This is a genomic window from Maritimibacter sp. HL-12 (assembly GCF_900177545.1).
Classification (GTDB): domain Bacteria; phylum Pseudomonadota; class Alphaproteobacteria; order Rhodobacterales; family Rhodobacteraceae; genus Sinisalibacter.
On sequence record NZ_FXBQ01000001.1, the window covers coordinates 2970332 to 2997155 of the forward strand.

Consider the following 26824-nt stretch of genomic DNA (forward strand, 5'->3'; position numbering starts at 1 on the left):
CTTGGTGCCCAGTTGAGTCGAGTGGAGTTGGACGATGACTGTTACTTTTCCCAATCCGTTCTCCAACATGGTCCAACCCGACGCCTCGCGAGACTGGTGGCGTATCCCCGACTTCGGGGCCGGAGACATCAAGGGCCTGTGGGAACTTTCGCGCTTCGACTGGGCGGTGGCATGGGCAAGCTGCGCCGCGCACGGCGATGCGGACGTGCTGCCGCGTCTGAACGCTTGGATTGCCGATTGGGCCACGAGCAACCCGCCCTACAAGGGGCCGAACTGGAAATGCGGACAGGAAGCCGCGATCCGCGTGATGCATCTTGTCGTGGCGGCTTGGGTGCTGCGGCAGGACCATGCGCCTGAACCCGGGCTGGTGGCCCTGTTGCGCACCCATCTACAGCGCATCGCGCCGACAATGTCCTACGCCATCGGTCAGCAGAACAACCATGGCACGTCCGAAGCCGCCGCGCTTTTCATCGGCGGCAGCTTTCTTGCCGGGCACGACGCCCGGGCCGATGCATGGGCGCGCAAGGGACGGCGCTGGCTGGAAGATCGGGCGCGGACCCTGATCGAGTCCGATGGCAGTTTCAGCCAGTATTCCGTGACCTACCATCGGCTGATGGTGGATACCTATGCGCTTGCCGAGGCATGGCGGTGCCATCGCGGCCTGCCTGCGTTCACGCCGCGTCTTCGCGCGCGGTTGGCCGCGGCCACCCGCTGGCTCGACGCGATGTGCGATCGCACCACCGGCGATGCGCCCAATATCGGGGCCAATGACGGGGCGCGGCTGGTGCCATTGACGGACAGCGGTTTCCGCGATTTCCGCCCGTCGATCCAGTTGGCCGCGGCCTTGTTCGAAGGGCGTGACGCATTCGGTGACGGCCCCTGGACATCGCCGCTGCGCTGGCTGTCCGTGCCAGACGGGTCCGCCGGGGCGTCGGCGGGCAGTGCCACTTTTGGCGATGGCGGGTATCATGTGCTCCGGAACGGCCAAAGCCTTGCGGTCATGCGCTTTCCCCGGTTTCGGTTTCGCCCCAGCCAGGCCGATGCGCTGCACGTCGACCTCTGGCACGAGGGCGTCAACCTGCTGCGCGATGCGGGCACTTACAGCTACAACGCCGACGGGGCCGAGTGGTTCGCGGGCACATCTGCCCACAACACCGTAGAGTTCGACGGGCGCGACCAGATGCCCCGCCTTGGGCGATTCCTGTTCGGCGACTGGATCGGGGTCGATTCAGTCGAGACGGTGCGCGAACACGGGCGGAACGTGACCGCCGCCGCAGCCTGTGGCGACGCCCACGGTGCCCGGCACCGGCGCGAGATCACCCTTGGCCCCGACGGGCTGATCTGCCGCGATACCGTGTCGGGCCGCTTCCGGGAGGCCTGCCTGCGCTGGCGTCTTGCGCCCGGCGACTGGACGCAGGACGGCCACATCCTGCGCGCCGGCCGTTTCGCCGTATCGGTCGAGATCGACGGTGTGCCGGTGACCCCGACCCTCGGGACCACCACGGAGTCGCGCCACTACCAGCAGAAGTCCGAGATCCCCTTGGCCACGGTCACCGTGAGCCGCCCGGCGGCGCTCGTCACGAAAGTCACCTTCTGACCATGCATGTTCTCTACTTCCACCAGCACTTTTCGACACCGCAAGGATCGGCCGGCACGCGGTCCTATGAGATGGCGCGGGCGCTACTGCGTGCGGGCCACAGCGTCACGATGGTTTGCGGCCGCTATGCACAGGGCACGACCGGGCTGACTGCCCCGTTCACGAAAGGTCGCCGGCGCGGCGGTGTTGACGGGATAGACGTGATCGAGTTCAACCTCGATTACGGAAATCACATGGGGTTTGCGCAGCGCGTCGCGGTCTTTGCGAAATTTGCGCTTGGCTCGATCGGGGTTGCGCTGCGCGAGCCCGCAGATGTCGTGTTTGCCACATCAACGCCGCTGACCGCCGGAATCCCCGGCATTTTCGCACGATGGCTGAGGCGCAAACCCTTCGTGTTCGAGGTGCGCGATCTGTGGCCGGAACTGCCCAGGGCGATGGGGGCCATCACCAACCCGGTGGTTCTGTGGCTCATGTCGGCGCTGGAATGGGCCTCCTACCGCTCGGCCAACCGTCTGATCGGGCTGTCTCCCGGGATCGTCGCGGGGATCGCCGCGCGCGGCGTTGACAAATCACGCATCGCGATGGTGCCCAACGGCTGCGACCTTGAGTTGTTCGCCGCCCCGCAAGACGCCTGGCGCCCCGAAGGCGTGCACGACGATCAATTGCTTGCCATCTTCACCGGAGCGCATGGCCCCGCCAATGGCCTTGATGCGGTGCTGAATGCCGCTGCGGTGCTGAAAGACCGTGGCCGCGACGATATCCGGATCGCCCTGGTCGGTCAGGGGAGGGTGAAGCCGGCCTTGCAGGCGCGCGCACGTGCCGAGGCGCTGGACAATGTCCTGTTCCTCGACCCGGTCCCGAAGACCCGGCTCACAGGCCTGATGGCCGGCGCGGATCTCGGGCTTCAGATCCTGCGAAACGTGCCCGCCTTCTACTACGGCACCTCTCCGAACAAGTTCTTCGACTACATCTCGGCGGGGTTGCCGGTGCTGAACACCTATCCGGGCTGGCTGGCCGGGTTGATCACCGACCACGACTGTGGCTTTGCCGTTCCGCCCGACGATCCGGACGCCTTCGCCGACGCCCTGATCGTGGCGGCGCAAGACCGTGCCGCCCTTGCCGGAAAGGGAAAGAACGCCCGCGCGCTCGCGGAAATCCGCTTCGCGCGCGCCAAGCTGTCGGATGACTGGGTGGCCTGGGTGACCGCTGCCGTGAGGGATTAGATATCGACCACCGGTTCAACCCGCGACAGACCGCAGCGCGTCATCAGGGTTTCAAACTGGCTGGCCCGGTTGCTGTCGTCGCGCAGGTCGATCTCGAGGGCTGCGTGAAGCTCCGGCAGACTGGCGAGCGCTGTTTCCATGTCGCGCACGAACACCGCGTCAGCGGTGGCCCGAAGGCCGAGATGCGTGGCGGGGTCGGTGCCGTCCGGGCTCAGCGGAACAAGGAAATTGTGCGCCCCCCAGCCAAGCGAAGCGAACAGCGCATCGGCCTTTTCCAGCCAACTCAGCGGCGTGATGATGGAGATCGAATGTTTCAAAGGCTCACTCCCGTCCTGTCCGCCATCCACCGCTCCAATCGCACGATCTCGGCGAGGCCCGCATCCTCGATTTCAACATAGCCGAACACCTTCCCGCTCGGGCGGAACTGCCCGTAACAGAAAAACGTGCCTTCGAGGTTGAGGTGCGGGGACGTGTTGGCGAATGCCGTGCCGACGCGCGGGGTCTGCAGGGCTTCATAAAGGTCGTCCCGGGCATAGCTCGAGGCCGCGCCGTCGATCCTGTCGGTGCCACCGGCGGTGTTCGTGATCGACCCTGCGTCCGACGGGGTGCTCGCCCCTGCCGCCACGTAGGGCGGAAGTGCCCTCGGGCTTCGGAACGCGCCCCAGGTGACCCGTTCGAAGCGTTGCAGTCCGAGACAGACCGACATCGGCGCGGCGTAGGAGATCGCGGGAATGACCATGTGATCGTCAACCCCGTCAAACTCGATCCAGGTCAGATCGCCATCCGTGCGCCATGTCGGGCGTGCCGCCGGGGTGGCCTGAGTGGCATGGTGCGCATTGCCGGACTTGTCGAGCACCAACCCCACGGGATCGCCATCCGCCGCCACGGGGATCGTGCCGGCCGCGTCCTGGAACAGCGCCGAAAGGTCGGAAAGGTCATACCACGCGCCGGGACTGCCACCCCGAAACAACCAGCCCGGATGCCATCCGGCGCGGGCGCGCACCGGCGCGGACAGGAGCGAAAAGTCGGTGACGAATTTCATGCCAGCACCAGGGCATGGATGCCGGTGGCGGTTGTGCCGGTCGCCCGCACCTGGCGCACCCCGACCGGCAGGATCGAGAAATCGGCCACGACAATGCTGCGCGTTTCGCCCGCGACCGTAACCAGACTGATCTCGCCGCCGGTCTCGACATAGAGTCCAAGCGCCACATAGGGCAGATCGGCAGAATCCTCCGGGGTGACGGGCAGCGCGTCGGTGGCAGGGCCGGAAAGCGAGGGGGCACGGTTGGCAAAGGGGTTCATGGGCGCTCCTGTTCATGTTGGCCGGCGCAGGGATGCGTCGCCGATTGGTGTCGGCGGAAATGTCGAACAAGTTGATTTCGATTTGCCGATCCACGGGCGCGCAAGGGGAAGAAGGCGTTAACCCATGAAACATGTGCTGGATGTGCTCGGGGCTGGCGTGGGCTTGGTGGTGTTCTCGCCCGTCCTGTTTGCGGTCGGGCTCCTGGTCTGGCTGCGGATGGGCTGGCCGGTATTCTTCCGCCAGACCCGCCCCGGCCTGCATGGCAAGCCGTTCGAGATGATCAAGTTCCGAACGATGCGCGAGGCGCTCGATGCCGAGGGCAACCCGCTGCCCGACGCCGAGCGGCTGACCGGGCTGGGACGCTTCCTGCGATCGTCGTCGCTCGACGAGTTGCCCGAGTTGTGGAACGTTCTGAAAGGCGACATGAGCTTCGTCGGCCCGCGCCCGCTCTTGATGGAATATCTGCCGCTCTATTCACCCGAACAGGCACGCCGCCACGAGGTTCGGCCCGGAATAACCGGCTGGGCGCAGATCAACGGCCGCAACGCGATTTCGTGGGAGGAGAGGTTCGCCCTCGATGTCTGGTATGTCGATAACCGGACGATCTGGCTGGATTTCAAGATCGTCTGGCTGACCGTTCTCAAGGTGGTGCGGCGGGAAGGGATCTCGGCGGCGGGGGAGGCGACGATGTATCCATTCGAAGGGATAGGGAAATGAGTATGGCCTTCAACTCGGGCTACGCTGAAAGCGAGGAACTCTTGCAGCTCGGCTTCGCGAGAGTGGGGCACAACGTCAGGATTGCCCGAAACTGCACGATAATCGGCTTCGAGCGCATCGCTGTCGGTGACAATGTCAGGATCGACGGCCCGACAACCATTGTCGTTGCCGAAGAGTCATTCGTTGAGATCGGCTCATACGTTCACATCGGCGGGGGCTGCCATCTGTCCGCAACCGTTCCCCTCCGGCTGGGGGATTTCTCCGGGTTATCGCAAGGTGTGCGGATATTCACTGCGACCGACGACTATTCCGGAAAAACCCTTACCAATCCTATGGTTCCGGCAAGGTACAAGCGCATTGAAACCGGTCCGGTGATATTGGGGCGGCACGTAATCGTCGGGGCCGGAACCGTTATCCTGCCCGGTGCCTGCATCGGTGAAGGCAGCAGCGTCGGGGCACTCTCCTTGGTATCCCGCCCGTTGCCGGAATGGCAGGTCTGTGCGGGAACACCCTGCAGGGCGCTGAAGGCCCGTGAAAAGGACCTGTTGTCTCTGGAGAGGGAACTTCGCGCCGAGGACAGCGGTGTGGCCAGCCCGTTCAAGGGATAATCCATGCGCATCTATCTCTCCCGCCCGCATATGTCGGGCCACGAGGAGGCGCGCGTGGCCGAGGCCTTTGCCTCGAACTTCGTGGCCCCCCTCGGCCCCCAGCTCGACGCCTTCGAGGCGGCGGTGGCCAAGTATCTCGGCGGCGGCGTGCACTGCGTCGCGCTGTCCTCCGGCTCGGCGGCGCTGCATCTCGCGTTGCGCATCGCCGGGGTGGGGCAGGGCGACGAGGTCTGGATTTCCTCGATGACCTTCGCGGGCGGCATCTTCCCGGTGAACTATCTCGGCGCAACCCCGCGTTTCTTCGATCTCGACCCGGCAAGCTGGACCATCGACACCGCGCTGCTCGCGGAAGAACTGGCCAGGGCGGCGAAGGAAAACCGCCTGCCGAAAGCCATCGTGCCCACCGACCTCTATGGCCAATCCGTCGAACTCGACACGCTGGAAAGCCTCGCCGCCCGATACGGCGTGCGCTTGATCGTCGACAGCGCCGAGAGCCTTGGTGCCAGCATCTGTGAGCGCAAGGCCGGCACCGGCGGCGACGCCGCGATCCTGTCGTTCAACGGCAACAAGATCATCACCACCTCCGGCGGCGGCATGTTGGTGACCCGGCACAAGGACTGGGCCGACGAGGCGCGGTTTCTGGCCACCCAAGCCCGCGACCCGGCCCCGCATTACGAGCATTCCACATTTGGCTACAACTACCGCCTCTCCAACATCTGCGCCGCCATCGGGCTCGGGCAGATGGAGGTGCTCGATGCCCGCGTATCCCGGCGGCGCGCGATCTTCGCGCGTTACCAATCCGCGCTCACCCGCCCCGGCATCACCTTCATGCCCGAACCCGAGGGGTCGCAATCGACCCGCTGGCTGACCGCCCTCACCATCGATCCGGAGCAGACCGGCGTCACGCGCGAGGATATCCGGCTCATGCTGCTCGACCACGAGATCGAGGCCCGCCCGCTGTGGAAGCCGATGCACCTGCAGCCGCTCTATGCAGGCGCGCCCTACCACGGAGCGGGTATCGATGAGCGCCTGTTCGAGACGGGGCTCTGCCTGCCGTCCGGCAGTGACATGAGCGACGCGCAGCAAGACGAGGTCATCGGCCGCATCCTGGCCCTGCTCGACCGTCATCGCTGAGGCCGATCGCAGGGCAACGGATCAGGGCCCTGTCCGGCGTCGGGCCTGCCCCGCTCGAGCCGGGGTCTGCGTCAGGCGCGATAGTGGTCCCTCCCGATTATTTTCCTTGGCCATGATCTCAAGTCGGGTTTATGCTCAAACTACTATAGGTTGTGTAATGGTCTGTTGAGTCTTCTTTTAGAGGATCCTTGATGATCACGAAACCGATCAGGTTTTTGCTTGAACTGGCCGACGCCCCGCGGAGGGTGAAAGGCCAGATCGTGCTTGCGCTCGATACCGCGCTCGTCCTGATCGGCCTCTACACGGTGCTCGCGCTGCGGTTCGAGGATCCGGCGTTTCTCAACCGCGCCCCGCAGGGCTACACCGCGCTGTTCGCCGCGATGGCGGTTGCAACGCCGGCGAGCCTCATCCTGCTCCAGATCCCCCGCATCAAGCTCGGCACGCTGGAAGGCCGGGCGATTCTGCGGATCGTCTTTGCGGCCGGCATTCTGGGCTTGATCCTGATCGCGGCAGGTGCCTTGCTCCAGGTCCTCGTGCCGCGCTCTGTCCCTTTCGCCTTCGCCGCCCTGTTCTTTGCCTCGGCCTTGATGATGCGGGTTGCCGGGGTTCAACTGGTCACCCACGCCGCCGATCACGACGGTGCCGCCGACAGGGTCGCGATCTATGGAGCCGGCGCCGCCGGGATCCAGCTTGCGTCCTCGCTTCGCCAGTCGCGCGAGTTGCGCCCGGTCTTCTTCGTCGATGACGATCCGAAGCTGCGCGGCGTGATGGTCGCGGGGTTGCCGGTCTTTGCCCCGAATCTCCTGCGCGAAAAACTCGATCGTCACCAGCTCGCCCACGTGCTGCTCGCCATGCCCTCGGCACCGCCGCACCGGGTAAAGGCGATCGCCGACGCGGTTGGCAGCCTCGGGGTCGAGGTTCGCTCTTTGCCCTCCTACGTCGACATCATCGCCCGGAACGAAGGCATTGGCCTGCGCACCGTCGAACCGGGCGAGCTTCTCGGCCGCGGCGTGGTGAACCTCGACGCCCCGGATATCGCGAGCACCTATGCCGGTCGCGGCGTGATGGTGACCGGGGCAGGCGGCTCGATCGGCTCGGAGTTGTGCCGACAGTTGCTGGAGTGCCGCCCGGTGAGGATCGTGTTGTTCGAGCAAAGCGAGTACGCGCTCTACGCGATCCATCACGAGCTTGCGCCGCTGGCCGAAGCGTCGGGGATCGGCCTCGTCGCACGCCTCGGGTCGGTGAACGACCACGCCCGTGTCGAGTCCGTACTCCTGCAGGAGCGGGTCGATACGATCCTGCATGCGGCGGCCTACAAGCACGTGCCGATGGTCGAAGACAACGAGATCGAAGGCGCGCGCACCAACGTGCTCGGTACCCGCACCGTGGCGCTCGCCGCGCTCGCCGCGAACGTCGAGCGGTTCGTCCTGATCTCGACCGACAAGGCCGTGCGCCCGACCAACGTGATGGGGGCGACGAAGCGGCTGGCCGAACTTGTGATCCAGGATCTCGCCACGCGTAGCGCCGAGACGAAATTTTCCATGGTGCGGTTCGGCAACGTGCTGGGCTCGTCAGGCTCGGTCCTGCCGCTGTTTCAGCGCCAGATCCAGGCCGGCGGTCCGGTCACGGTGACCGACCCGGAGGTGACGCGCTTTTTCATGACCATCCCCGAGGCGGCCCGGCTGGTGCTGCTGGCAGGGTCCTATGCGCGCGGCGGCGACGTCTTCGTGCTCGACATGGGCCAGCCGGTGAAGATCATCGACGTGGCCCGGCGCATGATCGAACTGTCCGGTCGGCGGGTCTACGATCCCGCAACCGGATCCGGCGACATCCGGATCGAGATCACCGGCCTCAGGCCCGGAGAAAAGCGCTATGAAGAGCTTCTGATCGACCACGACAACCTCCGCGACACGCCGCACCCGAAGATCCTGCGCGCCGAGGAACACATGCTCAGCGAGATCGAGATCAAGGCGATCATCCGCGAGATCGAAGCCGCGATCGAGCATCAGAACCCGGATCGGGTGCGCAAGGTGATCGAGGCGCGGGTGGATGGCTATCGCCGCCCGGATCACGCAGCGGTGCAAATCGCGGCAGGGCGGGGCTGCGAATTGCCACCCGCGGCCTTGCCGGCGTAGTTGCGCCCACACATGCTGTTCCGCCGGCACAAGACAGCCGGCGAGGACGTTGACGGCCTGCCAGCCGCCCGCGCGATTTCAGTGATGCTCTCCCAGTCCAAGGCAAGGGTCGCCCCATGACCGAGTATTTCCGCAACAGCTCGGGGCCAGTCCTTCCTGAAAGTTTTGCCAATGGGTGCTCGCATGATAACCTGTCGCAAAGAGGTCGCCGCGAGCTGGGCGGACGAGAAAACAAGAAACCGCCGGCACCGCGACATGGAATGGCGGGGCAGGGGCAGATGTCATGATCCTGGATGGCTACTTCGTGCGCGGCGAGGTCGAACGCGTCGATCCGCTTGCGGGCGGTCTTGCCACCCGTCACAACGGCAAGGTCGGGGTCGGCCTCAAGTTCTGAGCCGCTGGCAGCGGAAGCGACCGGGATCGAGACTTGACAAGCGGCCTGATCCATCGGATTGGCCAAGGTGGTGTTTTTGACGTCGTCAGGGGTGGGTTGGCATGAAGGATCTTTTTGCGGCTACCAAGTCCCTCGGTTTCGCGGGTGCCTTGTTTGGATGCCTGTTCGCGGGATCGGCATCGGCAAGCCCTGCCGAGGGCTTTCCCGCATGGTCCGACAACCCCTTCGCCCTCACGCTGTCGGACGATCTGTTCGCCAAGACCGATGAGTTCCGCTTCGAGAAGGCGACGCGGGTATTCAGCGAGTCGATGTCGGGGATCGGCGACGAGCTTGCCGATATCGCCACCTTCCCGGTGCGCGATCCCTGGACCTTCGGTGCCGCCGCCCTTGGCGTCGGCGCGCTGGTGCTGGTCGATGTGCCGCTGACCAAGGCCTACCAACAGACCCTTGCGCCCATCGGCGAGAAGATCTCGCCGCCAAGGCTCTCCAACAGCCCTTGGCTGAACTGGTTGGGTCTCGACGGGCAATACATGGTCGCCACGGTTGCCGGAACCTACGCCTTCGGCGTGGTGGCCAATGACGAGCGCGCGCAGGTGGCCGCGCTGCTTTCGGGCAAGGCGCTGACCTATTCCTACCTCACCTCGCATATCCTGCTGAAAGCCGGGTTCGGCCGGATGCGGCCCGAGCCGGACCTCGCGAACTTCACCGTCCCGACCGGCGATTACAGCACCAGCCCGTTCGATTTCTTCAAGGCCAATTCGTTCAATCTGAAATCGACGACGCGCGGCACGGCGATGCCGTCGTTCCACTTCACCGCCTATTTCTCGATGGCCCGGGTCTATTCCGGCGTCTACGACAATTACCTCATTCCCTATGGCCTTGCCGGTGCCCTCGCACTGCAATCGGCCGAGGACCACAACCACTGGGTCTCCGACATGGTGGCGGGCGCGCTGATCGGCACCGGGATCGGCAATGTCGTGCTGCGCAACTACGAAGAGCGCAGGAGCGGCGACCTGCAAGGCACCTTCATGCCCATCGTGAGCTCGCGTGGCGTCGGCGGCCGGATCGACTTTTCGTTCTGACGCCTGAAAACGCCACCTGCGAAATCCCGACATCAAGGCCCGACGAGTCATCGTGCACCCGTTCCGCCAGATGCCGGGACGTCACTCCTGGTCGTCCGTCTCTTCCGGTTCGATCCGGATGTCGTTCAGGGCCTCCAGATCGGGCTCCAGCGGCTCGTCGCCCGCCGGTGCGCCGTGGTAGGAGAGCATGTAGGCGATGATGTCGATATATTGCTGGTCGCTGAACTGGCCCGGGTTGCTGATCGGCATGGAAACCCGGGTGAATTCGTAGAGCGAGCCGACCGTGCTGCCTTGCCAGTGCCGCATGAAGGCAGTTCCGGCCAGCGGCGGGGCAGGCGACATATCGGCCGAATCCGGCGCGCCGTTCATCCGGGTGCCGTGGCAGGCGGCACAGGCACCCTGGTAGATCAGCCGGGCACCGGAGGCCTGTTCCTCGGTATAGACCCCGTCCCAGATCGACTGCGAAGCGCCGCCGCCCGGCGGTTCGACCGAAGCCAGAAGCTCCTCCGCCTCGTCCTCCGACAGGGTGCCGAAATCGTTTTCCCAACTGCTGCGGATGTAGCTCGCCACGGCGGCGATTTCCTCGGCGCCGAAATCGGGGAAAGCGGGCATCGCCTCCAGACCGTAGTGCACGCGCTGAATGATCAGCGCGGCGTCCGCCAGCCCCTCGTTGCCGGCAAGTTCCGGGAAGGCCGGCGGTTCGCCCACGCCGTCGGACTGGTGGCACGGCGCGCAGTTTGCCTCGTAGATCTCGGCGCCTTCGTCCTGCGCGCCGGCCGGCGCGGTGACGATGCAGAGCGCCGCAGCCAGAACGCTGGCTGCTCTTGCGGCGATGGTCATCTTGTCTCTCGCTTGTTGTCGGGTCCGGTTGGGCGCGGTGCCATCCGGAGCGTGGCTCGGGTCGCGGCCGAGGCGGTCGGCCGCGGGATTTTGCGGGGTGCCGACATCACGCGGCGCGGGCAGGGGGCCCGCGCCGCTGTCACGCATCACGTCGGTGCCGGGTTTCTCTCGTCCGACATTGCCTCGGTCCCGGCGATGTAGCCATGAACCGTTGCGCGGCCGAGGCCATGCATCTGGCCACCGCCGCTCGCCTCGCCTCCGGCGAAAAGGCCGGGGATCGGTTGTCCCGCCATGTCGAGCACCTGGCAGAACCGGTTGAGCCGAAGCCCGCCGTAGGAATCGTGCCAGATCACCATGATAGAGGCCGCGTAATACGGCGGCTCGTCGATCCGGTGCATCGGCGCTTCGTCCTCATGGCGTTCGAACTCGGGGTCTTCGCCCTCGTCCACCTGGCGGTTCCATTGCTCTACGGTCTCGGCCAGGTGCGACAGCGGCATGCGCTGGAACTCGTTGCCCTGCTCGATCTTGCGGGCAAGCTCCTCGATCGTGTCGGCCTCGAAGAACTGGCCGTTGGTGGTCGAGATGAACGGCTCGCGGATCGGGAAATCCCCGCGCTCGACGGCGGCGGAATCGAAGATCGCCCAGATCGGGCCGGAGTAGTATTCCGGTGCCTCGGAGCCTTCGTTGATCTGCAGGGCGGCATCCACGCCGTGGGTGTAGTGATACATCTCGCGCACCCAGTCGATGCTGCAGTTGCGCCAGTCGCCGACGTTGTGCTCGTCCCAGCTATTGGGCACGCCGAATTCCTGCCCGCCGGGATAGCGCGGCTCGACCGCCTCGTCGGGCAGGGCCATCTCGTTGAAGAAGCGCTGCCCAACCTGGTTCACCGCGATCAGGTGCTCGAAACCGGCACCGCCGATGTTGAAACCGGCCGAACCCCTGAACGGGAAGGTCGGGTGGCCGGGATACATGTCGGTATAGGCGTCACGCGTGCCGAGCCGGGTCTGGATATGGTAGGTGCGGCGACCGAAGTTCTGGTGCAGCCCGTCGAGGCTCGCACCGATCTTCATCCCGGCCATGATGCCGCTGCCATCGGCCGCACGTCCCTCGCCGCCCAGCAGCGCCCAGCCGCTGGTCGGGTAGTAGGGCTCGTTCATCCGGGGATGGAACTGGCTGCGGAACATCGGGTTCCCGGCATGGCCGCCGGTACCGACGATGACCGCGCGGTTGGCCTTGATGGTGATGGTCTCGGCGCGTTCATCGACGTTGCCGTTCGACCAGAAGCTTTCCAGCCGCTCCCCGGACTCGGGGTCTTCGCGCGGGGTGTAGCTTGCCCGCACCCCGATGACACGGCCCGAGGCGTCCTGGATCATCTCGTCCATGTGCCGGTTGAACATGAATTGCACGCCTTTCTGGCGTGCAGAATACTCCAGACAGCGCGCCATCGCGCCGCCGCCGTGAACGGCATTCACGCTGACACGGTCGGCCGAGACCGACAACTGCCGCGGGCACATCGCGCTGGAGCGTTCCGGGTCGGCGACGCCGGCATCCTCCTGGCTGATCGTTCCGGCCTCGATATCGGTCTCGTCACCGAGGGTGAGGAACACCGAGGATGCCCGCGCCCGTGAAACTCCACCGCCGAAGTGCGTGCCGTCGATGCGCGCGAACCGGCAATAATTCTCCATCAGGAATTCGCGCGTCGGCGGACAGTTCTCGGCCCAGCCGCGATGCTGGTCGGGGTTGTTGAAGCGGTAGTAGCCATAGCCTTGCTCGTCGAGGACGGACCAGTCCGTCACGTCGCGAAACAGCAGGTCGACGGAATCGTCCAGCGCCTCGGGCGACACCAGTGGGTCGACCTCGATGAAGCCCTCGGCGTCGGGGTCGCCCGCGGCATCGCGTTGCTGGATCGCATCGCCGCCGCCGAGCGAGACCCAGGCCCCGCTGTGCAGCATGCGTCCGCCCGCGTCGAAATTCTGATCGATCACCAGCACCGAGGCACCGAGATCGCGGGCCCGGATCGCCGCCGGCAGGCCGGTACATCCGGCACCGAGCACGACGATGTCGGCCTCGTAATCCCACTCGATTTCGGCTGCGTCCTGCGGCGCGTCCTGCGCCGCGGCGGGCCCTCCGAATGCGGCGACCCCTGCGCCGACGGCCGCGCCCGAGGCGAAGAATTCGCGTCTGCTGAGGCCGGAAAGTTCGATATCGTCCTTGTCTTTACGTGTTCCAATAGTTTTAGGTTTACGGGTCATGGCTTGCTCCCTCCAAGCGTTGACGGCCCCGCTGCAACATTGCAGCGGACCAGACCATCCCTATGATTTCGTGTTTTTTTACAGACCGCTAAGATCGATGCCTGATCTCGGGTCGCAGCCATGAAAGGCCGCAAAGACCTGACGGTCTGCCCCCTTCTTGAAATGACGGTAACAATTCATCATCCGTTGCGTCAAGTCGAGGGCCGGTTGGTCTTTTCACGCCTTCGGGTGCTTCGCAACTCACCCGAATGCAAACCTGCCTCGCCAATTGCATCGAGGTGGTTGCCTTCATTTCAGCCTGCGCCGGCGGCGCAAGATCCTGCAAGAGTTCGGTCGCGGATCTTGTCGGGGGTTTGGACAAATCTGCCTATTCGCCGGTCTCGACCTTGATCTCCTGTCGCAGGGATTTCCCGTCCAGCCCGTAGATCAGGATGCGCCCGTCGGTCGTGACCACGCCAAGCCAGTCCGGCCCGCGGGTGATCGCGCTGGCCTCGGCACCGGCCGGCAGCGTGAGGCTGTCGGGCAGCGGCACCGTGCCCGAGGCGTTGAAGCGCATGACAACCACGCTCACAAGCACTATGAAGCCCGCGATCATCGTCACCGTGAGGGCGGTGACGAGCCATTTCAGGTAACGCACCAAGGGTGCCTGTTCCTCGGGGATCGGAGCTTCGTCCATGTCTACGCCTTCCCTCGTTCGGGTGACCATTGCGGAAAACCCTCCCGCCCGTCTTGATAAGGCGCTCGCGCGCGATGTGCCAGAGGCGGCGGCGCTCAGCCGGTCGCGGCTGGCGCGGCTCATTGCCGAGGGCGCGGTTCGGCGGGGCGGCGCGGCGGTGACCGACGCCAAGGCCAGGGTGGCCGAGGGCGATGTTTTCGAGATCGCCGTGCCGGAGGCCGAGGAGAGCCATATCGGGGCCGAGGCGATCGTGCTCGAGATCGTATACGAAGACGCGGCGCTGATCGTGGTGAACAAGCCTGCGGGCATGGTGGTGCATCCTGCGCCGGGCAGTCCCGGCGGCACTCTTGTGAATGCGCTCATTGCCCATTGCGGCGCAAGCCTGTCGGGCGTCGGCGGCGAAAAACGCCCCGGCGTGGTGCACCGGATCGACAAGGACACCTCCGGGCTGCTGGTCGCCGCCAAGACCGACGCCGCCCACCACGGGCTCGCCGCGCAGTTCGAGCGCCACAGCGTCGAGCGGCATTACCGCGCGCTGGTGCATGGCGCGCCCGACCGGGGCGATCCGCGCCTAAAGGGCGTGCCGGGCGTCAGTTTCGAGCCGGGCGGGGTGGTCAAGATCACCACCCAGCTTGCCCGCCACAAGACCGACCGGCAGCGCCAGGCGGTGATCTGGTCGGGCGGGCGGCACGCAGTCACCCGGGCGCGGGTGGTGGAAACCTATGGCAGCCCCGGCGCGGCGGCGCTGGTCGACTGCTGGCTCGAAACCGGGCGTACGCACCAGATCCGGGTGCACCTGGCCCATGCCGGGCACGGCTTGATCGGTGATCCGGTTTACGGCGGGCGGCGTAAGCTTTCCCACAAGGCTCTTGGCGAGGCGGCGGTGGCAGCGGCGCGCGATTTTCCGCGACAGGCGTTGCACGCGGCGACGCTCGGGTTCATCCACCCGGTCACCGGCGAGGCGCTGCGTTTCGAGGCACCGCTGCCGGACGATATGGCAAACCTGATTGAAACACTCCGCAACTCGGCGTGATCCCCCTGTCGGTCCGACGGAAAAAGGTTCATAATTCGTACAAGCCTCGAGGAGCGCAAACCGGCGGCGCTTGAAAGGCGGCGCGATGCGCCTAGATGAATGTTAAGCCTCGATACATTCGAGGGCACGAAGAAGATGAGGGAGAAGGCATGAGCAACTACAACACATTGCCTGCACCAACCCCGGAAGGTGGGCTGAACCGATACCTGCAGGAAATCCGCAAGTTCCCGATGCTGGAACCGGAGCAGGAATACATGCTGGCCAAGCGCTGGGTCGATCACGAAGACACCGGCGCCGCGCACCAGCTCGTCACCAGCCACCTGCGGCTCGCGGCCAAGATCGCGATGGGCTATCGCGGCTACGGGCTGCCGCAGGCCGAGGTGATCTCGGAGGCCAATGTCGGTCTGATGCAGGCGGTCAAACGGTTCGACCCCGAAAAGGGCTTCCGGCTCGCGACGTACGCGATGTGGTGGATCCGCGCCTCGATCCAGGAATACATCCTGCGCTCGTGGAGCCTGGTCAAGCTTGGCACGACCAGCGCGCAGAAGAAGCTGTTTTTCAACCTGCGCAAGGCCAAGGCCCGGATCGGTGCGCTGGAAGAGGGCGATCTTCGGCCCGAGAACGTCGCCCAGATCGCGCATGATCTCAACGTCACCGAGGACGAGGTGATTTCGATGAACCGGCGGATGTCGGGCGGCGATGCTTCGCTCAACGCCACGATCTCGGCCGATGGCGATTCGTCGATGCAATGGCAGGACTGGCTCGAAGATGAAGATGCCGACCAAGCCACCGATTACGAACAGCGCGACGAGCTTGAAATCCGGCGCGAGATGCTGGCCAAGGCGATGAGCGTGCTCAACGACCGCGAGAAAGACATTCTCACCCAGCGCCGCCTGTCCGACGCGACGGTGACGCTGGAAGACCTCAGCGTGCAATACGGCGTCAGCCGCGAACGCATCCGCCAGATCGAGGTCCGCGCCTTCGAGAAGCTGCAAAAGAAGATGCAGGATCTCGCGTCCGAAAAAGGGCTGCTGGAAAACGCCTGACCGCTTCGCAAGCGATTGAAGCCAAACCCGCCCGGGCCTATGCTCGGGTGGGTTTGATACTGGGAGGCACCAATGGCCGAACCGTTGCGCTGGGGAATTCTGGGGGCGGCGAATTTCGCCGCGAACCACATGGGGCCGGCGATCCACGCCGCCCATGGCAACAGCCTCGTGGCGCTTGCCACCTCGCATGCGTCGAAGGCCGCGCCTTTCGAGGCGTTCTGCCCGGGGCTCGACGTGTTTCTCGATTACGACGCGATGCTGGAATGGGACGCGATCGACGCGGTCTATATCCCGCTGCCCAACCACCTGCACGTGGAATGGGCGAAAAAGGCCATCGCGGCGGGCAAGCATGTGCTCACCGAGAAGCCGATTGCCATGGTGGCGAGCGAGATCGACGAGCTGATCGCCTTGCGCGATTCCACCGGGCTGATGGTGGCCGAGGCCTTCATGATCGTGCATCATCCGCAATGGCAGCGCGTGCGCGAGATCATCGCCAGCGGCGAGATCGGCCGGGTGGCGCATGTCGATACCGCGTTTTCCTACGACAACCACGAAGACATCGACAATATCCGCAACCGCCCCGAAACCGGCGGCGGCGGTATCCGCGATATCGGCGTCTATACCTATTCTTCGGTGCGCTTCGCCACCGGCGCGGAACCGGTGGCGCTGTCGGCCCGGCTCAGGCGCGAGAACGGCGTCGATACCTGGGCGCAGGTCGTGGGCGAGATGGAAGGTGCGGGCGGGCGCTTCACCTATTCCGCGATGACCTCGATGCGTCTCAGTCCGCGCCAGGAGGTGGTGTTCCAGGGCGATCTCGGCACCCTGACGCTGCGCGCGCCGTTCAACGCGGGCGTCTTCGGCGAGGCGCAGGTGGAGGTGCGCGGGCTCGACGGCGCATACCGCGTCGAGCGCTGGCCGACGGAAAACCAGTATGTGCGGCAGGTCGAGAACTTCGCCCGCAGCGTGCGTGAAGGCGTGGCCTATCCCTGCCCGCTGGAGTTTTCCAAGGGCACCCAGGCGATGATCGACATGGTTTTCGCCAATGCCAGCGAGATCGCATCGCGAGACTGACCGGCATCATGGTGCGGCTTGCAGGTTCTGGGTAAAATACCCATGTAACCCGATGAAAGGGGGACGCTATGAAACCGATCAAGACGCTCGTTCTTCTTGCCGATGACGGCAGCGCAAGGCTGTTTGAAAACCTCGGCGTGGGCAAGGGCCTGACCGAGCTTGAAGATTTCGCCGCCAGCATGGTTGTGGGTGAAGAGGTCGAGTATGCCGACCGTCCGGGGCGGATGAACGCCGCGCCGGGTATGGGGCTTCATGCCTTCGATACCGCCGAAGCGGAACACGACCAGGCCCAGGAGGCCTTCGTGAAAGCGGTGCTGGCCGAGACCGACGCGCGTTTCACCGAAGGCGGGTACGACCGTTTCGTGATGGTGGCCGCGCCGTCGACGCTGGGCGCGCTGCGCGCCGAGTTGCCCGCCGCCCTGAAGGAGGCGCTGGTGCTCGATGTCGCCAAGGATTACCTCAAGCTCAAACCGGCCGAGGTGGTGAATCGCCTCGCGGATCAGATCGTTCTGTAGGCTCAAAAGGAGGGTCAGATGACCCGCAAACCTTCAAAGAAGACCGACGAAGACAGCGAACCCACCGTGCTTGAAGAGCCCGGGACCGCGACGGAAAGCGACGAGGTCGACTGGGGTGAGGCCGAGAACAACGTCTGGCTGCGGGGGCTGTGGATGCTCCTTTTCGCGTTGTTCTTTGCGGTGGCCGAGGCACTGTTGTGGCTGCTGGCCCTGGTGCAGTTCTTCTGGATGCTGTTTGCCAAGGCCCGCAACCAGCCGATTTCCGATTTCGGCGAGGACGTGGCCGACTGGGTGGCTCGGATCACCCGGTTCCAGACCGGTGCCACCGAAGACCGGCCCTTCCCCTTCGCCAAGTGGGGCAAGGCCGACGCGGAGCAATAGGCTTGGCGGGCGGCTGGACACGTGACGGCGCGGTGAGCGAGCAGATCGAGGCCTCGATTGCCGAGGAACTCGAGCGGTTGCGCGCCCGTCGCGGGCCTGCGGGCGAGAGCGCGCATAAATGCACCGACTGCGGCGAGCCGATCCCCGAGGCCCGCCGCACCGCTCTGCCGGGCGTGAAGCTCTGCATCGACTGCCAACAGGAGCGCGACGCCAGTTTCAAGGCCCGTCCCGGCATCAACCGGCGCGGCTCGAAGGACAGCCAGTTGAAGTGACCGCCTGCCATGGCGCTTGACGCGCGGGTGTGTCGTGCGGTTGCATGGCGTGACCGTTCGTCGCCAGGGGGGGATCATGACCGGGCATTTCATCGGGGCCGTTGCAGCCCTCTCGCTTGTGGCCGCTGCCGCATCGGCGCAGGAGACGGCGCTGCCGGGTGCGGCGGCCGACACGGTGGTGGGGATCACCCTTGACCAGCCGTCGAACACGCGGCCACGCTCCGAAAAATTCTGGTGGGATGACGACTGGTTCGACCGCGGCCTTCTGCCGGTGCCGGTGAACCACACGGTTTCCGAACGGGCGCTCACCTACACCAACCCCGACGATGGCACCGAGGTGCCTGCGATGCTCTATCGCCCCGAGGCGGAAGGGCAATATCCGGGTGTGCTCTTCGCGCATGGCCGGCGCGGGCTTGATCCGCTGGTGCGCCGTCTCGCGGTGCGGCTCGCCGCGCGCGGCTTCGTGGTGCTCGCGCCTGATGTCTACGAGGCCCGATTTCTCGAACCCTTCCCGATCACGCATGATCCTTCCGCCGAGGGCGACATGGCGGCGGGGGTCGATGCCCTGCTCGCACAGCCGGAGGTGTCGAGCTCGAAGGTCTGTCTCGTCTCGCACACGCGCGGCGGGTTCTACGCGCTGCGCGTGGCGGTGGACCGCGGGCGGCAGGCCGACGCGGTGGCCTGCTATGTCGGCTTCTATCCGCATTTGCAGGACCCGAACGCACCCGAGCCCGAGCAGGTGTATCGCTATCACCCCGATGTCGACGCGCTGGAGATCCCGGCGCTGATCTTCATCGGCGAATACGAGCAATACCAGCGCCGCCGCTCGATCGAAACCGCGGTGTCGTTCATGAAGCGGGCGGGGCGCGACGTGCGGCTGATCATCTACCCGGGCGTTGGCCGGGGCTTCGACTTCCGTGATCCGAGCGTGCGCACCTTTGCCGACGATCTCGCGACGAAGGATTCAAACCTGCGCACAGCGGATTTTATCCGCGCGCATCTCGGCGCATCCTGCTCCGAGTGCTGACCCGCCTATTCAGCGTACTTCAAACTACTCCGGGATCGGGCGTGTGAACGCTTGTTCATCACCGCGTCCAGCTTATTCCCATGGTGCCGTTCACTTCGTAGAAGGGGCCACGAAAAAAAAGGTTTCGTCCTCCCGCTCTCTCCCCATGCGGGCGGAGAGTGGCTTGATATTTTTGGTTGCTGCCCAGTCCAATAAGGCGTTCCAGAGCTGCGGGAAACGCGGGTCATCTCGTGCAACGAGGTCAAGACCCGCGTCACGAGCGATGGCTTTGGCACGTCCCGGTGGTACTGCCCGATGCTCCTTCAAGCCATCTGGCTCTAAAGCGCGTAATGACCATCCTAGAGGCTCGATCAACAGGGTGCTTTCGTCGTCGATCGCAAGAAAGTATTCTGCGTTTGAAAAATTCCTTCCGTATTCGACGAGGCTGACTCGGGAATGCTTCCGGTGCATTCTCGCTCCGATTCGAAGATCCTCGATAGAAATCATTCCTCCATCGCCTCCAGCTCGTCGATCAGCCCCGAGATCATCGAAAGCCCCTTGTCCCAGAACTTCGGGTCGGAGGCGTCGAGGCCGAAGGGGGCGAGCAGCGCCTTGTGGTGCTTTGAGCCGCCAGCCTTCAGCATTTCGAAATACTTCGCCTGGAAGTCGGCGTCGCCTTCCTCATAGACGGCGTAGAGCGCGTTCACCAGGCCATCCCCGAAGGCATAGGCGTAGACATAGAACGGCGAATGCACGAAGTGCGGCACGTAGGCCCAGAAGGTTTCGTAGCCGTCCATGAAATTGAACGCCGGCCCAAGGCTCTCGGCCTGCACGCTCATCCATAGCGCGTTGATGTCGTCGGGTGTGAGTTCGCCGCCGGCCCTCGCCGCGTGCAGCTTGCACTCGAAATCGTAGAACGCGATCTGGCGCACCACGGTGTTGATCATGTCTTCCACCTTGCCCGCCAGCAGAACCTTGCGCTGGGCGTCGTCCTTCGCGGTGGCGAGCAGCTTGCGGAAGGTGAGCATCTCGCCGAACACCGAGGCCGTTTCGGCCAGCGTGAGCGGCGTCTGGCTCAGCAGTTCGCCCTGGCCCGCCGCGAGCACCTGGTGCACGCCGTGGCCAAGCTCGTGGGCCAGCGTCATCACGTCGCGCGGCTTGCCGAGGTAGTTGAGCATCACGTAGGGGTGCACATCCGTGACCGTCGGGTGCGCGAAGGCACCGGGGGCCTTGCCGGGCTTCACCCCTGCGTCGATCCAGCCGCGCTCGAAGAACGGCTGGGCGATGCGCGCCATCTCGGGGTCGAACCCGGCGTAGGCGTCGAGCACCGTTGCCCTTGCCTCGTCCCAGTCGATCAACCGGGTTTCCTCCATCGGCAGCGGCGCGTTGCGATCCCAGACTTCGAGCACGTCGAGCCCGAGCCATTTGCGCTTGAGCTCGTAGTAGCGGTGCGAGAGCTTGGGGTAGGCGGCGACCACCGCGTTTCGCAGCGCCTCGACCACCTCGGGCTCAACATGGTTGGCCAGGTGGCGGCCGGTTTGCGGCGTGGGCATCTTGCGCCAGCGGTCCTCGATCTCTTTCTCCTTTGCGAGCGTGTTGTGCACGCGCGAGAAGAGCTTGACGTTTTCGCCGAAGACCCGGGCCAGTTCGCGCGCGGCGGCCTCGCGCTTGCTGCGGTCCTGCTCGGTGAGCAGGTTCAGCGTGGATTCGAGCGACATCTCCTCCTCGCCTTCGGGGGTGAAGCTGAGGCTCGCGATGGTTTCATCGAAGAGCTTGTTCCAAGCCGTCGCCCCGACCGAGGATTGATCGTGCAGGAACTTCTCCAACTCGTCCGACAACTGGTAGGGCCGCATCGCGCGCAGCCGCTCGAACACCGGCCGGTAGCGCGCGAGATCGGCGTTGGCGGCAATCAGGGCATCGAGTGTTTCGTCGGGAAGGCGATTCAGTTCGAGTGTGAAAAAGACAAGATCATTTGTGAAAACCGTGACTTTCTCCTGCAAGTTTTGCAGGAATTGTGCACGTTCGGGGTCGGTCGTGATCTGGTAATAACGCAGGCCGGCGTAGCTCATCAACCGCCCCGCGACCAGGTCGATCTCCTCGTAGGCGCGGACGCAGGCGAGCAGGCCCTCGCTGTCAAGCTCGGAGAGTTTGCCCTCGTAGCGCGCCGCGAAGTCCTTGCAGGCGGTCTCGACGCGGTCCAGGTCGCGCGCCACTTCGGGGGCGTCCGGACTGGTGTAGAGATCGGCCAGATCCCATTCGGGCAGGTCTCCGAAGGCACCGGGGGCAGCGGCTTCGGCGTTGGCGTCACGGACGGGGAAGGGAAGGGCTTTGGCGCGCATGTCGTCTCCTGTTGATCACATCGTCCAGACATAGGCGCGCGGGCGGCAGGCCTCAATCCCCCTCGGCAAGCGGCAACACGCCGCCCGCGACCGGAGGCGACAAAATCTTAACACCTCGCGCGAATCCATGGCGCATTGTTCGCGGTATGGGGGTAATGCGTTGTCCGGGGGTCAACCGTTGGGCGCGCGCGGCCAATCCGCCTCAAATTCCCTTGTTTTGCCGTATTTTAGCCATGCTTTGCGTGTCTAAAAAAGGTTGGTTTTCGGGTTCGGATGCCCGAAGGCCGTCTGATTGCGAGGGAAGGTGTGATCGCCATGGTTCGGCTTGAACGGAAACTGACCAAGCCCTGCGAAGCCCGTCAAGCGGCGCGCACCGGGTTTTTGCGATCCGAGGACGGGTCTTTCATCATCTTCGGCCTGATCCTGTTCGTGATGATGCTCATGGTGGGCGGCATGGCGGTTGACTTCATGCGCTTCGAAGAGCAGCGCACCCGTCTGCAAAGCACGCTCGACCGCGCGGTGCTTGCCGCCGCCAGCCTCGAACAGGATCTCGACGGCAAGGATGTTGTGCTCGACTATTTCCAGAAGGCCGGGCTCGGCGCCCATATCCAGGCCGACGACATCGACGTGACCGAACGGCCGAATTCGCGCAAGGTCGAGGCCAGCGCGAGGATGAAGGTCGATTCGATCTTTCTGAATTTCCTCGGGATTTCCGAGCTTCACGCCCCGGCGGCAGGCGCCGCCGAGGAGGCCACGTCGCTCACCGAGATCTCGCTTGTGGTCGATGTGTCGGGCTCGATGGGCTGGAATTCGTCGTCCGGCAGATCACGGATCTGGGAACTGCGCCGCGCGGCGAAAAAATTCGTCAATATCGTGATGTGCGATCCGTCACGCCCCGATGCGACCACCGATTGCGTGGTCGCACCCGATACCGTCACGGTGTCGCTCGTGCCCTATGCCGAGCAGGCGCTGGTGGGCGAGGATTTTCTGTCGAAGTTCAACGTGAGCGACGAGCACACCTACTCGTCCTGTGTCACTTTCGACGAGGCGGATTTCTCCGATCCCGCGATCACCCCCGACACGCCATTGCAGCGCACCGGTCATTTCGACCCGTGGAATGGCTCCAACAGCACGCCGGGTGGGTGGACCTGTGCAACCAATTCCTGGCGCGCCTTCACGCCGATCAGCGGCAATATTGCCACCCTGCACAGCCGCATCGACGCGCTCGGGGCCTCGGGCAATACCTCTATCGACGTCGGCGCGAAGTGGGGCACAGCGCTTCTCAACCCGGCGCTTCAACCGATCACCGAAGAATTGGTTGTCGATGAAATCATCGAGGAAGCGTTCGAGGATCGCCCGATGCCACCGACGCGGCGCGGATTGCAGAAACTCATGGTTCTGATGACCGACGGCGAAAACACCTCTCAGCACTATCTCTATGACGAGTTCCGGGAAGGGCCCTCGCCGGTCTACCGCGACATCAAGACCGATGGCTCGCTGGGCAACAAGTATTCCGTCCACTACCTCTACAACGGTGTCGACTGGTACTACTGGGACCACGACGGCACCTGGAACGACCACCCTTACGGTGAAGGCACCTACGAGGAGTGCGGTTGGAAAAAGGTCAACGGAAGCTGGAAATACAACTGCAGCGATGTCCCCGAAGGCGACGGTGCTCAGCAGATCGACTACGTCGACCTGTGGCGCTGGAAAACCTGGAGCTGGTACGATCGCTTCTCCTGGCTGCCGTCGCAGGGCTCCTACATCAACCATTCGCCGAAGAACGATCGGCTTCACGCGATCTGCGATGCGGCGAAAGCCGAGGGGATCACGATCTACACGATCGGGTTCGAGACCAGCTACAACTCTGCGAATGTCATGCGCGCCTGTGCCTCAAGCCCGGCACACCACTTCGACGCAAATGGCCTCAACCTTACCGACGCCTTCTCGGCGATCGCCCGCGAAATCGCCAAACTTCGGCTGATTAACTAGAGACAATGGTCATGCTCAGGGCAGGAGCAGAAAAAATGAAAAGCCTGAAAAAGGCGTTCACACGGGAAGACGGGTCGGCGACGATCGAGTTTGTCATCCTGTTTCCGGCGATCATGACGCTGTTCCTGTCGGCGTTCGAGGTCGGGATCTACCTCACCCGGTCGGTGATGCTCGACCGTGCGGTTGATCTCAACGTCCGGCTCCTGCGCCTCGGTGCGCTGGAACCGGCGACGCAGGAAGAGTTGAAGCGTCGGATTTGCGACGATGCCTTGATCTTCAGGGGTTGTCCGGACGCGATCCTGGTGGAACTGCGGGAAATCTCGACCGAGGACTGGCAACTGCCGGAAGCCAACATCGCCTGCGTCGACCGTGATGCCGAGGTGCAACCTTCGGTGGACTTCAACTTCGGCCGTCGCAACGAGGTGATGCTGGTGCGGGCCTGCGCCGTGCTCGATCCGTTTTTTGGCTCGACGCCCTTTGTGATGGAACTGCCGCAGGACGCCACCGGCGCGCACATGATCACCGCGATGTCCACCTTCGTGAACGAACCGTGAGGGGGCGTGTGATGAGCCGTGCCACCGCCTCCGTGAACCACGCGCTGCGCCGGGCAAGCCGCGCCATTGGCCGCTTTGCGATCCGGGAGGATGCCAGCCTGTCGGTCGAGGCGGTTGTGGTGCTGCCGATCCTGCTTTGGGGTTTTCTCGCGATCTTCGTCTTTTTTGACGCTTTTCGGGTCAAGAACCTCGCGCTGAAAGCAAATTACGCGATCTCCGACCTGCTCTCGCGCGAGACCTCCGTGATCGACATGGATTACATCCGCGGCAGCGAGCAGCTCTATGAATTCCTCACCCGCGTGCAAACCGATGCCTGGTTGCGGGTTACGGTGGTGCATTGCACCGACAATTGCGCCGACGCGGATCGGACCCTTGAGGTTGACTGGTCGCGCGGCACCGATGAAGTGCTGAATCTGACGAGCGAAGACATCATGGATGACTACGAGCCGATCGTGCCGTGGATTCCGAATGGCGAACGGGTCATCATGGTGGAATCTTCCCTCCATTACGAGCCGCCGTTCTCCCAGGCGATCACCGGGCTCGCCGCGCGGTCACTCACCAATGTCGTGCTGACGCGGCCGCGCTTCGCACCGCAACTCTGCTTCGAAGGGGTGGGCTGCGGCAGTTGACCGGGGCACGGCTGTGCGCCAGTGCACAGCCCATGCGCCGCTGTTGACCGTTGGCGCGATTGCCCGGACCAGCCTGCGCCCCTACCTTTGGGGCAAAGGAGGCACATCATGTCTGTACGTCCCATCGTTTCCACCAATTCCGCACAACCCACGCTCGAAGGTGCGGGCGTGAAACTGCACCGCGCCTTCGGCTTTCACGAGCCCGAAGCCTACGATCCCTTCCTGCTGTTCGACGACTTTCGCGGCGACCGTCCCGACGATTACATTCGCGGGTTTCCCTGGCACCCGCACCGGGGGATCGAGACGATCACCTATGTGCTGGCCGGCGAGGTCGAGCATGGCGACAGTCTCGGCAACCAGGGCAGGCTCGGCGCGGGCGACGTGCAGTGGATGACTGCCGGGTCTGGCATCATGCACCAGGAAATGCCCACCGGGAATGCCAAGGGCCAGATGCACGGGTTCCAGCTCTGGGCCAACCTGCCGTCGAGCCTGAAGATGACCGCGCCGCGCTACCAGGACATCAAGGGCGGCGAGATCCCCGTGGTCGTCGATGACGACGGCACCGCGGTGCGGGTGATCGTCGGCGAGTTCTGGGGCAAGTCCGGCCCGGTCGACGGCATCGCCGCCGAGCCGCAGTATCTTGATATTTCGGTGCCCGCCGGGGTGCGCAAGACCTTCAAGGTCGATACCTACAAGCACACCTTCGCCTATGTCTTCGAAGGTGCCGCCGCCTTTGCCGATGCCAGCGCCCCCAGTGGCGTTCTTCTGGAAAAGGAAGTCATGGGCGAGGAGGTCAACATCCGCGACATGTCGGGCAACCGCACCATCATCCGCTTTGGCACCGGCGACGAGATCACCGTGCAGGCGGGCGAGGAGGGTGTGCGCTTCCTGCTCGTCTCGGGCGCGCCGATCCGCGAGCCGGTGGCCTGGCACGGGCCGATCGTGATGAACACTCGCCAGGAGATCATGGCGGCGGTGAACGAACTCAGGAACGGCACCTTCATCAAGCCCGCGCACTGACCGGGCGTCAAAGTGCGACAAGGCGGCGGCGGGCTTTTCAGCCGGCCGCCGCGACGCGTTCAGCCATGTTCCGCGAACAGCGCGAGGCTGTCGGCAAAGAAACGGTCGCGGATCTCGGGGCGCTCCATCATGATCTCGTGCTCGGCACCGGGCATCATCTGAAGCCTGCCCCCGGGCCAGTGGCTCATCAGCCGCCGGATCGGCCCGGGCAGCACGATGCGTTCGTGGGTGCCGAGCGCGGTGTAGGCTGGAACCGCGGGCGGTGGCAGGCGGCGCAACACGCGGGTTTCAAACAGCGCCGCGCGCAGCCATCGCAGGGTCGGCCCGCCCAGCGTGAGGTCGGGGTAGGCGTCGATCTGGCGGCGCATGAAGGCCCACATCTCGGGGTCGGTGGTGAGGTCGTTGCCCTCGAAACCGTCGACAAGGAGCGCGTGGTCGAGCGAGGTGCGCGGGGTGAGCCTGCCGCCGAGACCGGGCAGCGGGGCGGCAAGTGCGCTGGCCCAGGCCAGGGGCGGCTCCCACCATTCCATCTGCACCCCCCACATCGGGGCGGAAAAGGCCACCGCGCGCACGTCGAGCCTTTCGTGCAATGCCCGCAACCCGATACAGCCGCCCATTGAATGGGCGACGAGAAACATCGGCTCCGGCAGGTCGAGCCACCCGGCAAGATTGAGCGCGGCGGCAAGATCCTTCTGGTAATCGGCAAAATCGAGCACATGGCCGAGGCGACGGTCGGGAAAGGCGCGCGCCGTCAGCCCCTGGCCGCGCCAGTCGATGGTGAGCACGGCGTATCCCTCGGCGGCATAAACCGCGGCGGCGGGGCCATATTTCTCAACATATTCGGTGCGGCCGGGAAAGATCAGAACCGTGCCACGCACGGAAGTGCCGGTGGCGGCTGGCCAGACGCCCACGCGCACTTCCGCCCCGTCCGGGGTGGCAACCCACCAGGCCTCGCCGCCGGGCGGGGCCTTGGCCACGTCCTCATGGAGCGGCGCGCGCTTCACC

At 64.7% G+C, this 26824-nt stretch carries 27 protein-coding genes; 18 read left to right on the forward strand and 9 right to left on the reverse strand.

Going from position 1 to position 26824, the window contains the following annotated elements:
* Positions 1-34 precede the first annotated feature (34 nt).
* A complete protein-coding gene (locus tag B9Y97_RS14700) occupies positions 35-1597 on the forward strand; it encodes a heparinase II/III family protein (RefSeq protein WP_139828335.1) in 1563 nt (520 codons plus the stop codon).
* 2 nt (positions 1598-1599) lie between these two features.
* Positions 1600-2820 carry a glycosyltransferase family 4 protein gene (locus tag B9Y97_RS14705; RefSeq protein WP_085527448.1) on the forward strand — a complete coding sequence of 407 codons (1221 nt, stop codon included), beginning with the start codon at positions 1600-1602 and terminating at the stop codon, positions 2818-2820.
* Here B9Y97_RS14705 and B9Y97_RS14710 read toward each other — a convergent pair.
* From B9Y97_RS14710 to B9Y97_RS14720, 3 genes are read right to left on the reverse strand one after another with little or no spacing between them, the layout of a single operon-like run.
* The gene (locus B9Y97_RS14710; protein WP_085527449.1) at positions 2817-3137 is read right to left on the reverse strand and encodes a hypothetical protein; all 321 of its coding nucleotides are present in this window, start codon (positions 3135-3137) and stop codon (positions 2817-2819) included. The two genes, B9Y97_RS14705 and B9Y97_RS14710, sit on opposite strands and share 4 nt — an antisense overlap.
* A complete protein-coding gene (locus B9Y97_RS14715) occupies positions 3134-3862 on the reverse strand; it encodes a hypothetical protein (protein ID WP_085527450.1) in 729 nt (242 codons plus the stop codon). The genes B9Y97_RS14710 and B9Y97_RS14715 overlap by 4 nt, the downstream gene beginning before the upstream one ends.
* Positions 3859-4122, reverse strand: a complete 264-nt coding sequence (locus B9Y97_RS14720; protein ID WP_085527451.1) for a spike base protein, RCAP_Rcc01079 family — start codon at positions 4120-4122, stop codon at positions 3859-3861. Before B9Y97_RS14720 ends, B9Y97_RS14715 begins: the two co-directional genes overlap by 4 nt.
* Before the next feature lie 124 nt (positions 4123-4246).
* On the opposite strand from B9Y97_RS14720, the gene B9Y97_RS14725 reads away from it, so the two are divergent.
* The 5 genes from B9Y97_RS14725 to B9Y97_RS14745 all read left to right on the forward strand — a co-directional run bounded on the left by B9Y97_RS14725 (position 4247) and on the right by B9Y97_RS14745 (position 10193).
* On the forward strand, positions 4247-4840 hold the full coding sequence (locus tag B9Y97_RS14725) for a sugar transferase (RefSeq protein WP_085527452.1): 594 nt from the start codon (positions 4247-4249) through the stop codon (positions 4838-4840).
* Positions 4837-5448 carry an acyltransferase gene (locus B9Y97_RS14730; protein WP_085527453.1) on the forward strand — a complete coding sequence of 204 codons (612 nt, stop codon included), beginning with the start codon at positions 4837-4839 and terminating at the stop codon, positions 5446-5448. Before B9Y97_RS14725 ends, B9Y97_RS14730 begins: the two co-directional genes overlap by 4 nt.
* A gap of 3 nt (positions 5449-5451) precedes the next feature.
* A complete protein-coding gene (locus tag B9Y97_RS14735; protein ID WP_085527454.1) occupies positions 5452-6582 on the forward strand; it encodes a DegT/DnrJ/EryC1/StrS family aminotransferase in 1131 nt (376 codons plus the stop codon).
* Between the two features lie 191 nt (positions 6583-6773).
* The gene (locus tag B9Y97_RS14740) at positions 6774-8717 is read left to right on the forward strand and encodes a polysaccharide biosynthesis protein (protein ID WP_085527455.1); all 1944 of its coding nucleotides are present in this window, start codon (positions 6774-6776) and stop codon (positions 8715-8717) included.
* Positions 8718-9212: 495 nt separating this feature from the next.
* A complete protein-coding gene (locus tag B9Y97_RS14745; protein WP_085527456.1) occupies positions 9213-10193 on the forward strand; it encodes a phosphatase PAP2 family protein in 981 nt (326 codons plus the stop codon).
* Positions 10194-10274: 81 nt separating this feature from the next.
* Here B9Y97_RS14745 and B9Y97_RS14750 read toward each other — a convergent pair whose 3' ends face one another.
* The 3 genes from B9Y97_RS14750 to B9Y97_RS14760 all read right to left on the reverse strand — a co-directional run bounded on the left by B9Y97_RS14750 (position 10275) and on the right by B9Y97_RS14760 (position 13961).
* Entirely contained in the window at positions 10275-11033 is a 759-nt protein-coding gene (locus B9Y97_RS14750; RefSeq protein WP_176224383.1) for a c-type cytochrome, read from the reverse strand.
* A 146-nt stretch (positions 11034-11179) separates the two neighbouring features.
* Complete coding sequence (locus B9Y97_RS14755; RefSeq protein WP_085527458.1) at positions 11180-13285, reverse strand: FAD-dependent oxidoreductase; 2106 nt, start codon at positions 13283-13285, stop codon at positions 11180-11182.
* Positions 13286-13652: 367 nt separating this feature from the next.
* Positions 13653-13961 carry a DUF6476 family protein gene (locus B9Y97_RS14760; RefSeq protein ID WP_085527459.1) on the reverse strand — a complete coding sequence of 103 codons (309 nt, stop codon included), beginning with the start codon at positions 13959-13961 and terminating at the stop codon, positions 13653-13655.
* Here B9Y97_RS14760 and B9Y97_RS14765 point away from each other — a divergent pair.
* From B9Y97_RS14765 to B9Y97_RS14795, 7 genes are all read left to right on the forward strand, one after another.
* Positions 13960-14994, forward strand: coding sequence for an RluA family pseudouridine synthase (locus B9Y97_RS14765; RefSeq protein WP_085527460.1), 1035 nt, complete (start codon positions 13960-13962; stop codon positions 14992-14994). The two genes, B9Y97_RS14760 and B9Y97_RS14765, sit on opposite strands and share 2 nt — an antisense overlap.
* 149 nt (positions 14995-15143) lie before the next feature.
* A complete protein-coding gene (rpoH, locus tag B9Y97_RS14770; RefSeq protein ID WP_085527461.1) occupies positions 15144-16040 on the forward strand; it encodes an RNA polymerase sigma factor RpoH in 897 nt (298 codons plus the stop codon).
* A gap of 72 nt (positions 16041-16112) precedes the next feature.
* The gene (locus tag B9Y97_RS14775; protein WP_085527462.1) at positions 16113-17111 is read left to right on the forward strand and encodes a Gfo/Idh/MocA family protein; all 999 of its coding nucleotides are present in this window, start codon (positions 16113-16115) and stop codon (positions 17109-17111) included.
* 68 nt (positions 17112-17179) lie between these two features.
* Positions 17180-17626 (forward strand): host attachment family protein, encoded by a 447-nt coding sequence (locus B9Y97_RS14780; RefSeq protein WP_085527463.1) that lies wholly within the window; start codon positions 17180-17182, stop codon positions 17624-17626.
* Between the two features lie 18 nt (positions 17627-17644).
* Positions 17645-18007, forward strand: coding sequence for a DUF4389 domain-containing protein (locus B9Y97_RS14785; protein ID WP_085527464.1), 363 nt, complete (start codon positions 17645-17647; stop codon positions 18005-18007).
* A gap of 2 nt (positions 18008-18009) precedes the next feature.
* The gene (locus B9Y97_RS14790; protein ID WP_085527465.1) at positions 18010-18279 is read left to right on the forward strand and encodes a DksA/TraR family C4-type zinc finger protein; all 270 of its coding nucleotides are present in this window, start codon (positions 18010-18012) and stop codon (positions 18277-18279) included.
* 76 nt (positions 18280-18355) lie between these two features.
* Positions 18356-19306, forward strand: coding sequence for a dienelactone hydrolase family protein (locus B9Y97_RS14795; protein ID WP_085527466.1), 951 nt, complete (start codon positions 18356-18358; stop codon positions 19304-19306).
* A 90-nt stretch (positions 19307-19396) separates the two neighbouring features.
* Here B9Y97_RS14795 and B9Y97_RS18005 read toward each other — a convergent pair whose 3' ends face one another.
* Together B9Y97_RS18005 and B9Y97_RS14800 are read right to left on the reverse strand one after the other, a co-directional pair.
* Complete coding sequence (locus tag B9Y97_RS18005; protein WP_139828336.1) at positions 19397-19792, reverse strand: hypothetical protein; 396 nt, start codon at positions 19790-19792, stop codon at positions 19397-19399.
* The gene (locus B9Y97_RS14800; protein WP_085527467.1) at positions 19789-21624 is read right to left on the reverse strand and encodes a M3 family oligoendopeptidase; all 1836 of its coding nucleotides are present in this window, start codon (positions 21622-21624) and stop codon (positions 19789-19791) included. Before B9Y97_RS14800 ends, B9Y97_RS18005 begins: the two co-directional genes overlap by 4 nt.
* A gap of 315 nt (positions 21625-21939) precedes the next feature.
* On the opposite strand from B9Y97_RS14800, the gene B9Y97_RS14805 reads away from it, so the two are divergent.
* The 4 genes from B9Y97_RS14805 to B9Y97_RS14820 all read left to right on the forward strand — a co-directional run bounded on the left by B9Y97_RS14805 (position 21940) and on the right by B9Y97_RS14820 (position 25819).
* The gene (locus B9Y97_RS14805) at positions 21940-23616 is read left to right on the forward strand and encodes a Tad domain-containing protein (RefSeq protein WP_217809465.1); all 1677 of its coding nucleotides are present in this window, start codon (positions 21940-21942) and stop codon (positions 23614-23616) included.
* Positions 23617-23651: 35 nt separating this feature from the next.
* Positions 23652-24170 (forward strand): TadE/TadG family type IV pilus assembly protein, encoded by a 519-nt coding sequence (locus B9Y97_RS14810; RefSeq protein ID WP_176224384.1) that lies wholly within the window; start codon positions 23652-23654, stop codon positions 24168-24170.
* 11 nt (positions 24171-24181) lie between these two features.
* The gene (locus B9Y97_RS14815; protein ID WP_085527470.1) at positions 24182-24799 is read left to right on the forward strand and encodes a TadE/TadG family type IV pilus assembly protein; all 618 of its coding nucleotides are present in this window, start codon (positions 24182-24184) and stop codon (positions 24797-24799) included.
* A 108-nt stretch (positions 24800-24907) separates the two neighbouring features.
* Positions 24908-25819, forward strand: a complete 912-nt coding sequence (locus B9Y97_RS14820) for a pirin family protein (RefSeq protein ID WP_085527471.1) — start codon at positions 24908-24910, stop codon at positions 25817-25819.
* A gap of 59 nt (positions 25820-25878) precedes the next feature.
* Here B9Y97_RS14820 and B9Y97_RS14825 read toward each other — a convergent pair whose 3' ends face one another.
* Positions 25879-26823, reverse strand: a complete 945-nt coding sequence (locus tag B9Y97_RS14825; RefSeq protein WP_085527472.1) for an alpha/beta fold hydrolase — start codon at positions 26821-26823, stop codon at positions 25879-25881.
* Position 26824 lies beyond the last annotated feature (1 nt).

Coding starts and splice junctions, on each gene's coding strand:
- B9Y97_RS14755 (WP_085527458.1), bottom strand. CDS start 13,285: ATGACCCGTAAACCTAAAACTATTGGAACACGTAAAGACAAGGACGAT.
- B9Y97_RS18005 (WP_139828336.1), bottom strand. CDS start 19,792: ATGATTTCTATCGAGGATCTTCGAATCGGAGCGAGAATGCACCGGAAG.
- B9Y97_RS14745 (WP_085527456.1), top strand. CDS start 9,213: ATGAAGGATCTTTTTGCGGCTACCAAGTCCCTCGGTTTCGCGGGTGCC.
- B9Y97_RS14810 (WP_176224384.1), top strand. CDS start 23,652: ATGAAAAGCCTGAAAAAGGCGTTCACACGGGAAGACGGGTCGGCGACG.
- B9Y97_RS14820 (WP_085527471.1), top strand. CDS start 24,908: ATGTCTGTACGTCCCATCGTTTCCACCAATTCCGCACAACCCACGCTC.
- B9Y97_RS14725 (WP_085527452.1), top strand. CDS start 4,247: ATGAAACATGTGCTGGATGTGCTCGGGGCTGGCGTGGGCTTGGTGGTG.
- B9Y97_RS14765 (WP_085527460.1), top strand. CDS start 13,960: ATGTCTACGCCTTCCCTCGTTCGGGTGACCATTGCGGAAAACCCTCCC.
- B9Y97_RS14800 (WP_085527467.1), bottom strand. CDS start 21,624: ATGCGCGCCAAAGCCCTTCCCTTCCCCGTCCGTGACGCCAACGCCGAA.
- B9Y97_RS14815 (WP_085527470.1), top strand. CDS start 24,182: ATGAGCCGTGCCACCGCCTCCGTGAACCACGCGCTGCGCCGGGCAAGC.
- B9Y97_RS14700 (WP_139828335.1), top strand. CDS start 35: ATGACTGTTACTTTTCCCAATCCGTTCTCCAACATGGTCCAACCCGAC.
- B9Y97_RS14750 (WP_176224383.1), bottom strand. CDS start 11,033: ATGACCATCGCCGCAAGAGCAGCCAGCGTTCTGGCTGCGGCGCTCTGC.
- B9Y97_RS14780 (WP_085527463.1), top strand. CDS start 17,180: ATGAAACCGATCAAGACGCTCGTTCTTCTTGCCGATGACGGCAGCGCA.
- B9Y97_RS14705 (WP_085527448.1), top strand. CDS start 1,600: ATGCATGTTCTCTACTTCCACCAGCACTTTTCGACACCGCAAGGATCG.
- B9Y97_RS14775 (WP_085527462.1), top strand. CDS start 16,113: ATGGCCGAACCGTTGCGCTGGGGAATTCTGGGGGCGGCGAATTTCGCC.
- B9Y97_RS14720 (WP_085527451.1), bottom strand. CDS start 4,122: ATGAACCCCTTTGCCAACCGTGCCCCCTCGCTTTCCGGCCCTGCCACC.
- B9Y97_RS14740 (WP_085527455.1), top strand. CDS start 6,774: ATGATCACGAAACCGATCAGGTTTTTGCTTGAACTGGCCGACGCCCCG.
- B9Y97_RS14795 (WP_085527466.1), top strand. CDS start 18,356: ATGACCGGGCATTTCATCGGGGCCGTTGCAGCCCTCTCGCTTGTGGCC.
- B9Y97_RS14760 (WP_085527459.1), bottom strand. CDS start 13,961: ATGGACGAAGCTCCGATCCCCGAGGAACAGGCACCCTTGGTGCGTTAC.
- rpoH (WP_085527461.1), top strand. CDS start 15,144: ATGAGCAACTACAACACATTGCCTGCACCAACCCCGGAAGGTGGGCTG.
- B9Y97_RS14730 (WP_085527453.1), top strand. CDS start 4,837: ATGAGTATGGCCTTCAACTCGGGCTACGCTGAAAGCGAGGAACTCTTG.
- B9Y97_RS14735 (WP_085527454.1), top strand. CDS start 5,452: ATGCGCATCTATCTCTCCCGCCCGCATATGTCGGGCCACGAGGAGGCG.
- B9Y97_RS14785 (WP_085527464.1), top strand. CDS start 17,645: ATGACCCGCAAACCTTCAAAGAAGACCGACGAAGACAGCGAACCCACC.
- B9Y97_RS14805 (WP_217809465.1), top strand. CDS start 21,940: ATGGTTCGGCTTGAACGGAAACTGACCAAGCCCTGCGAAGCCCGTCAA.
- B9Y97_RS14715 (WP_085527450.1), bottom strand. CDS start 3,862: ATGAAATTCGTCACCGACTTTTCGCTCCTGTCCGCGCCGGTGCGCGCC.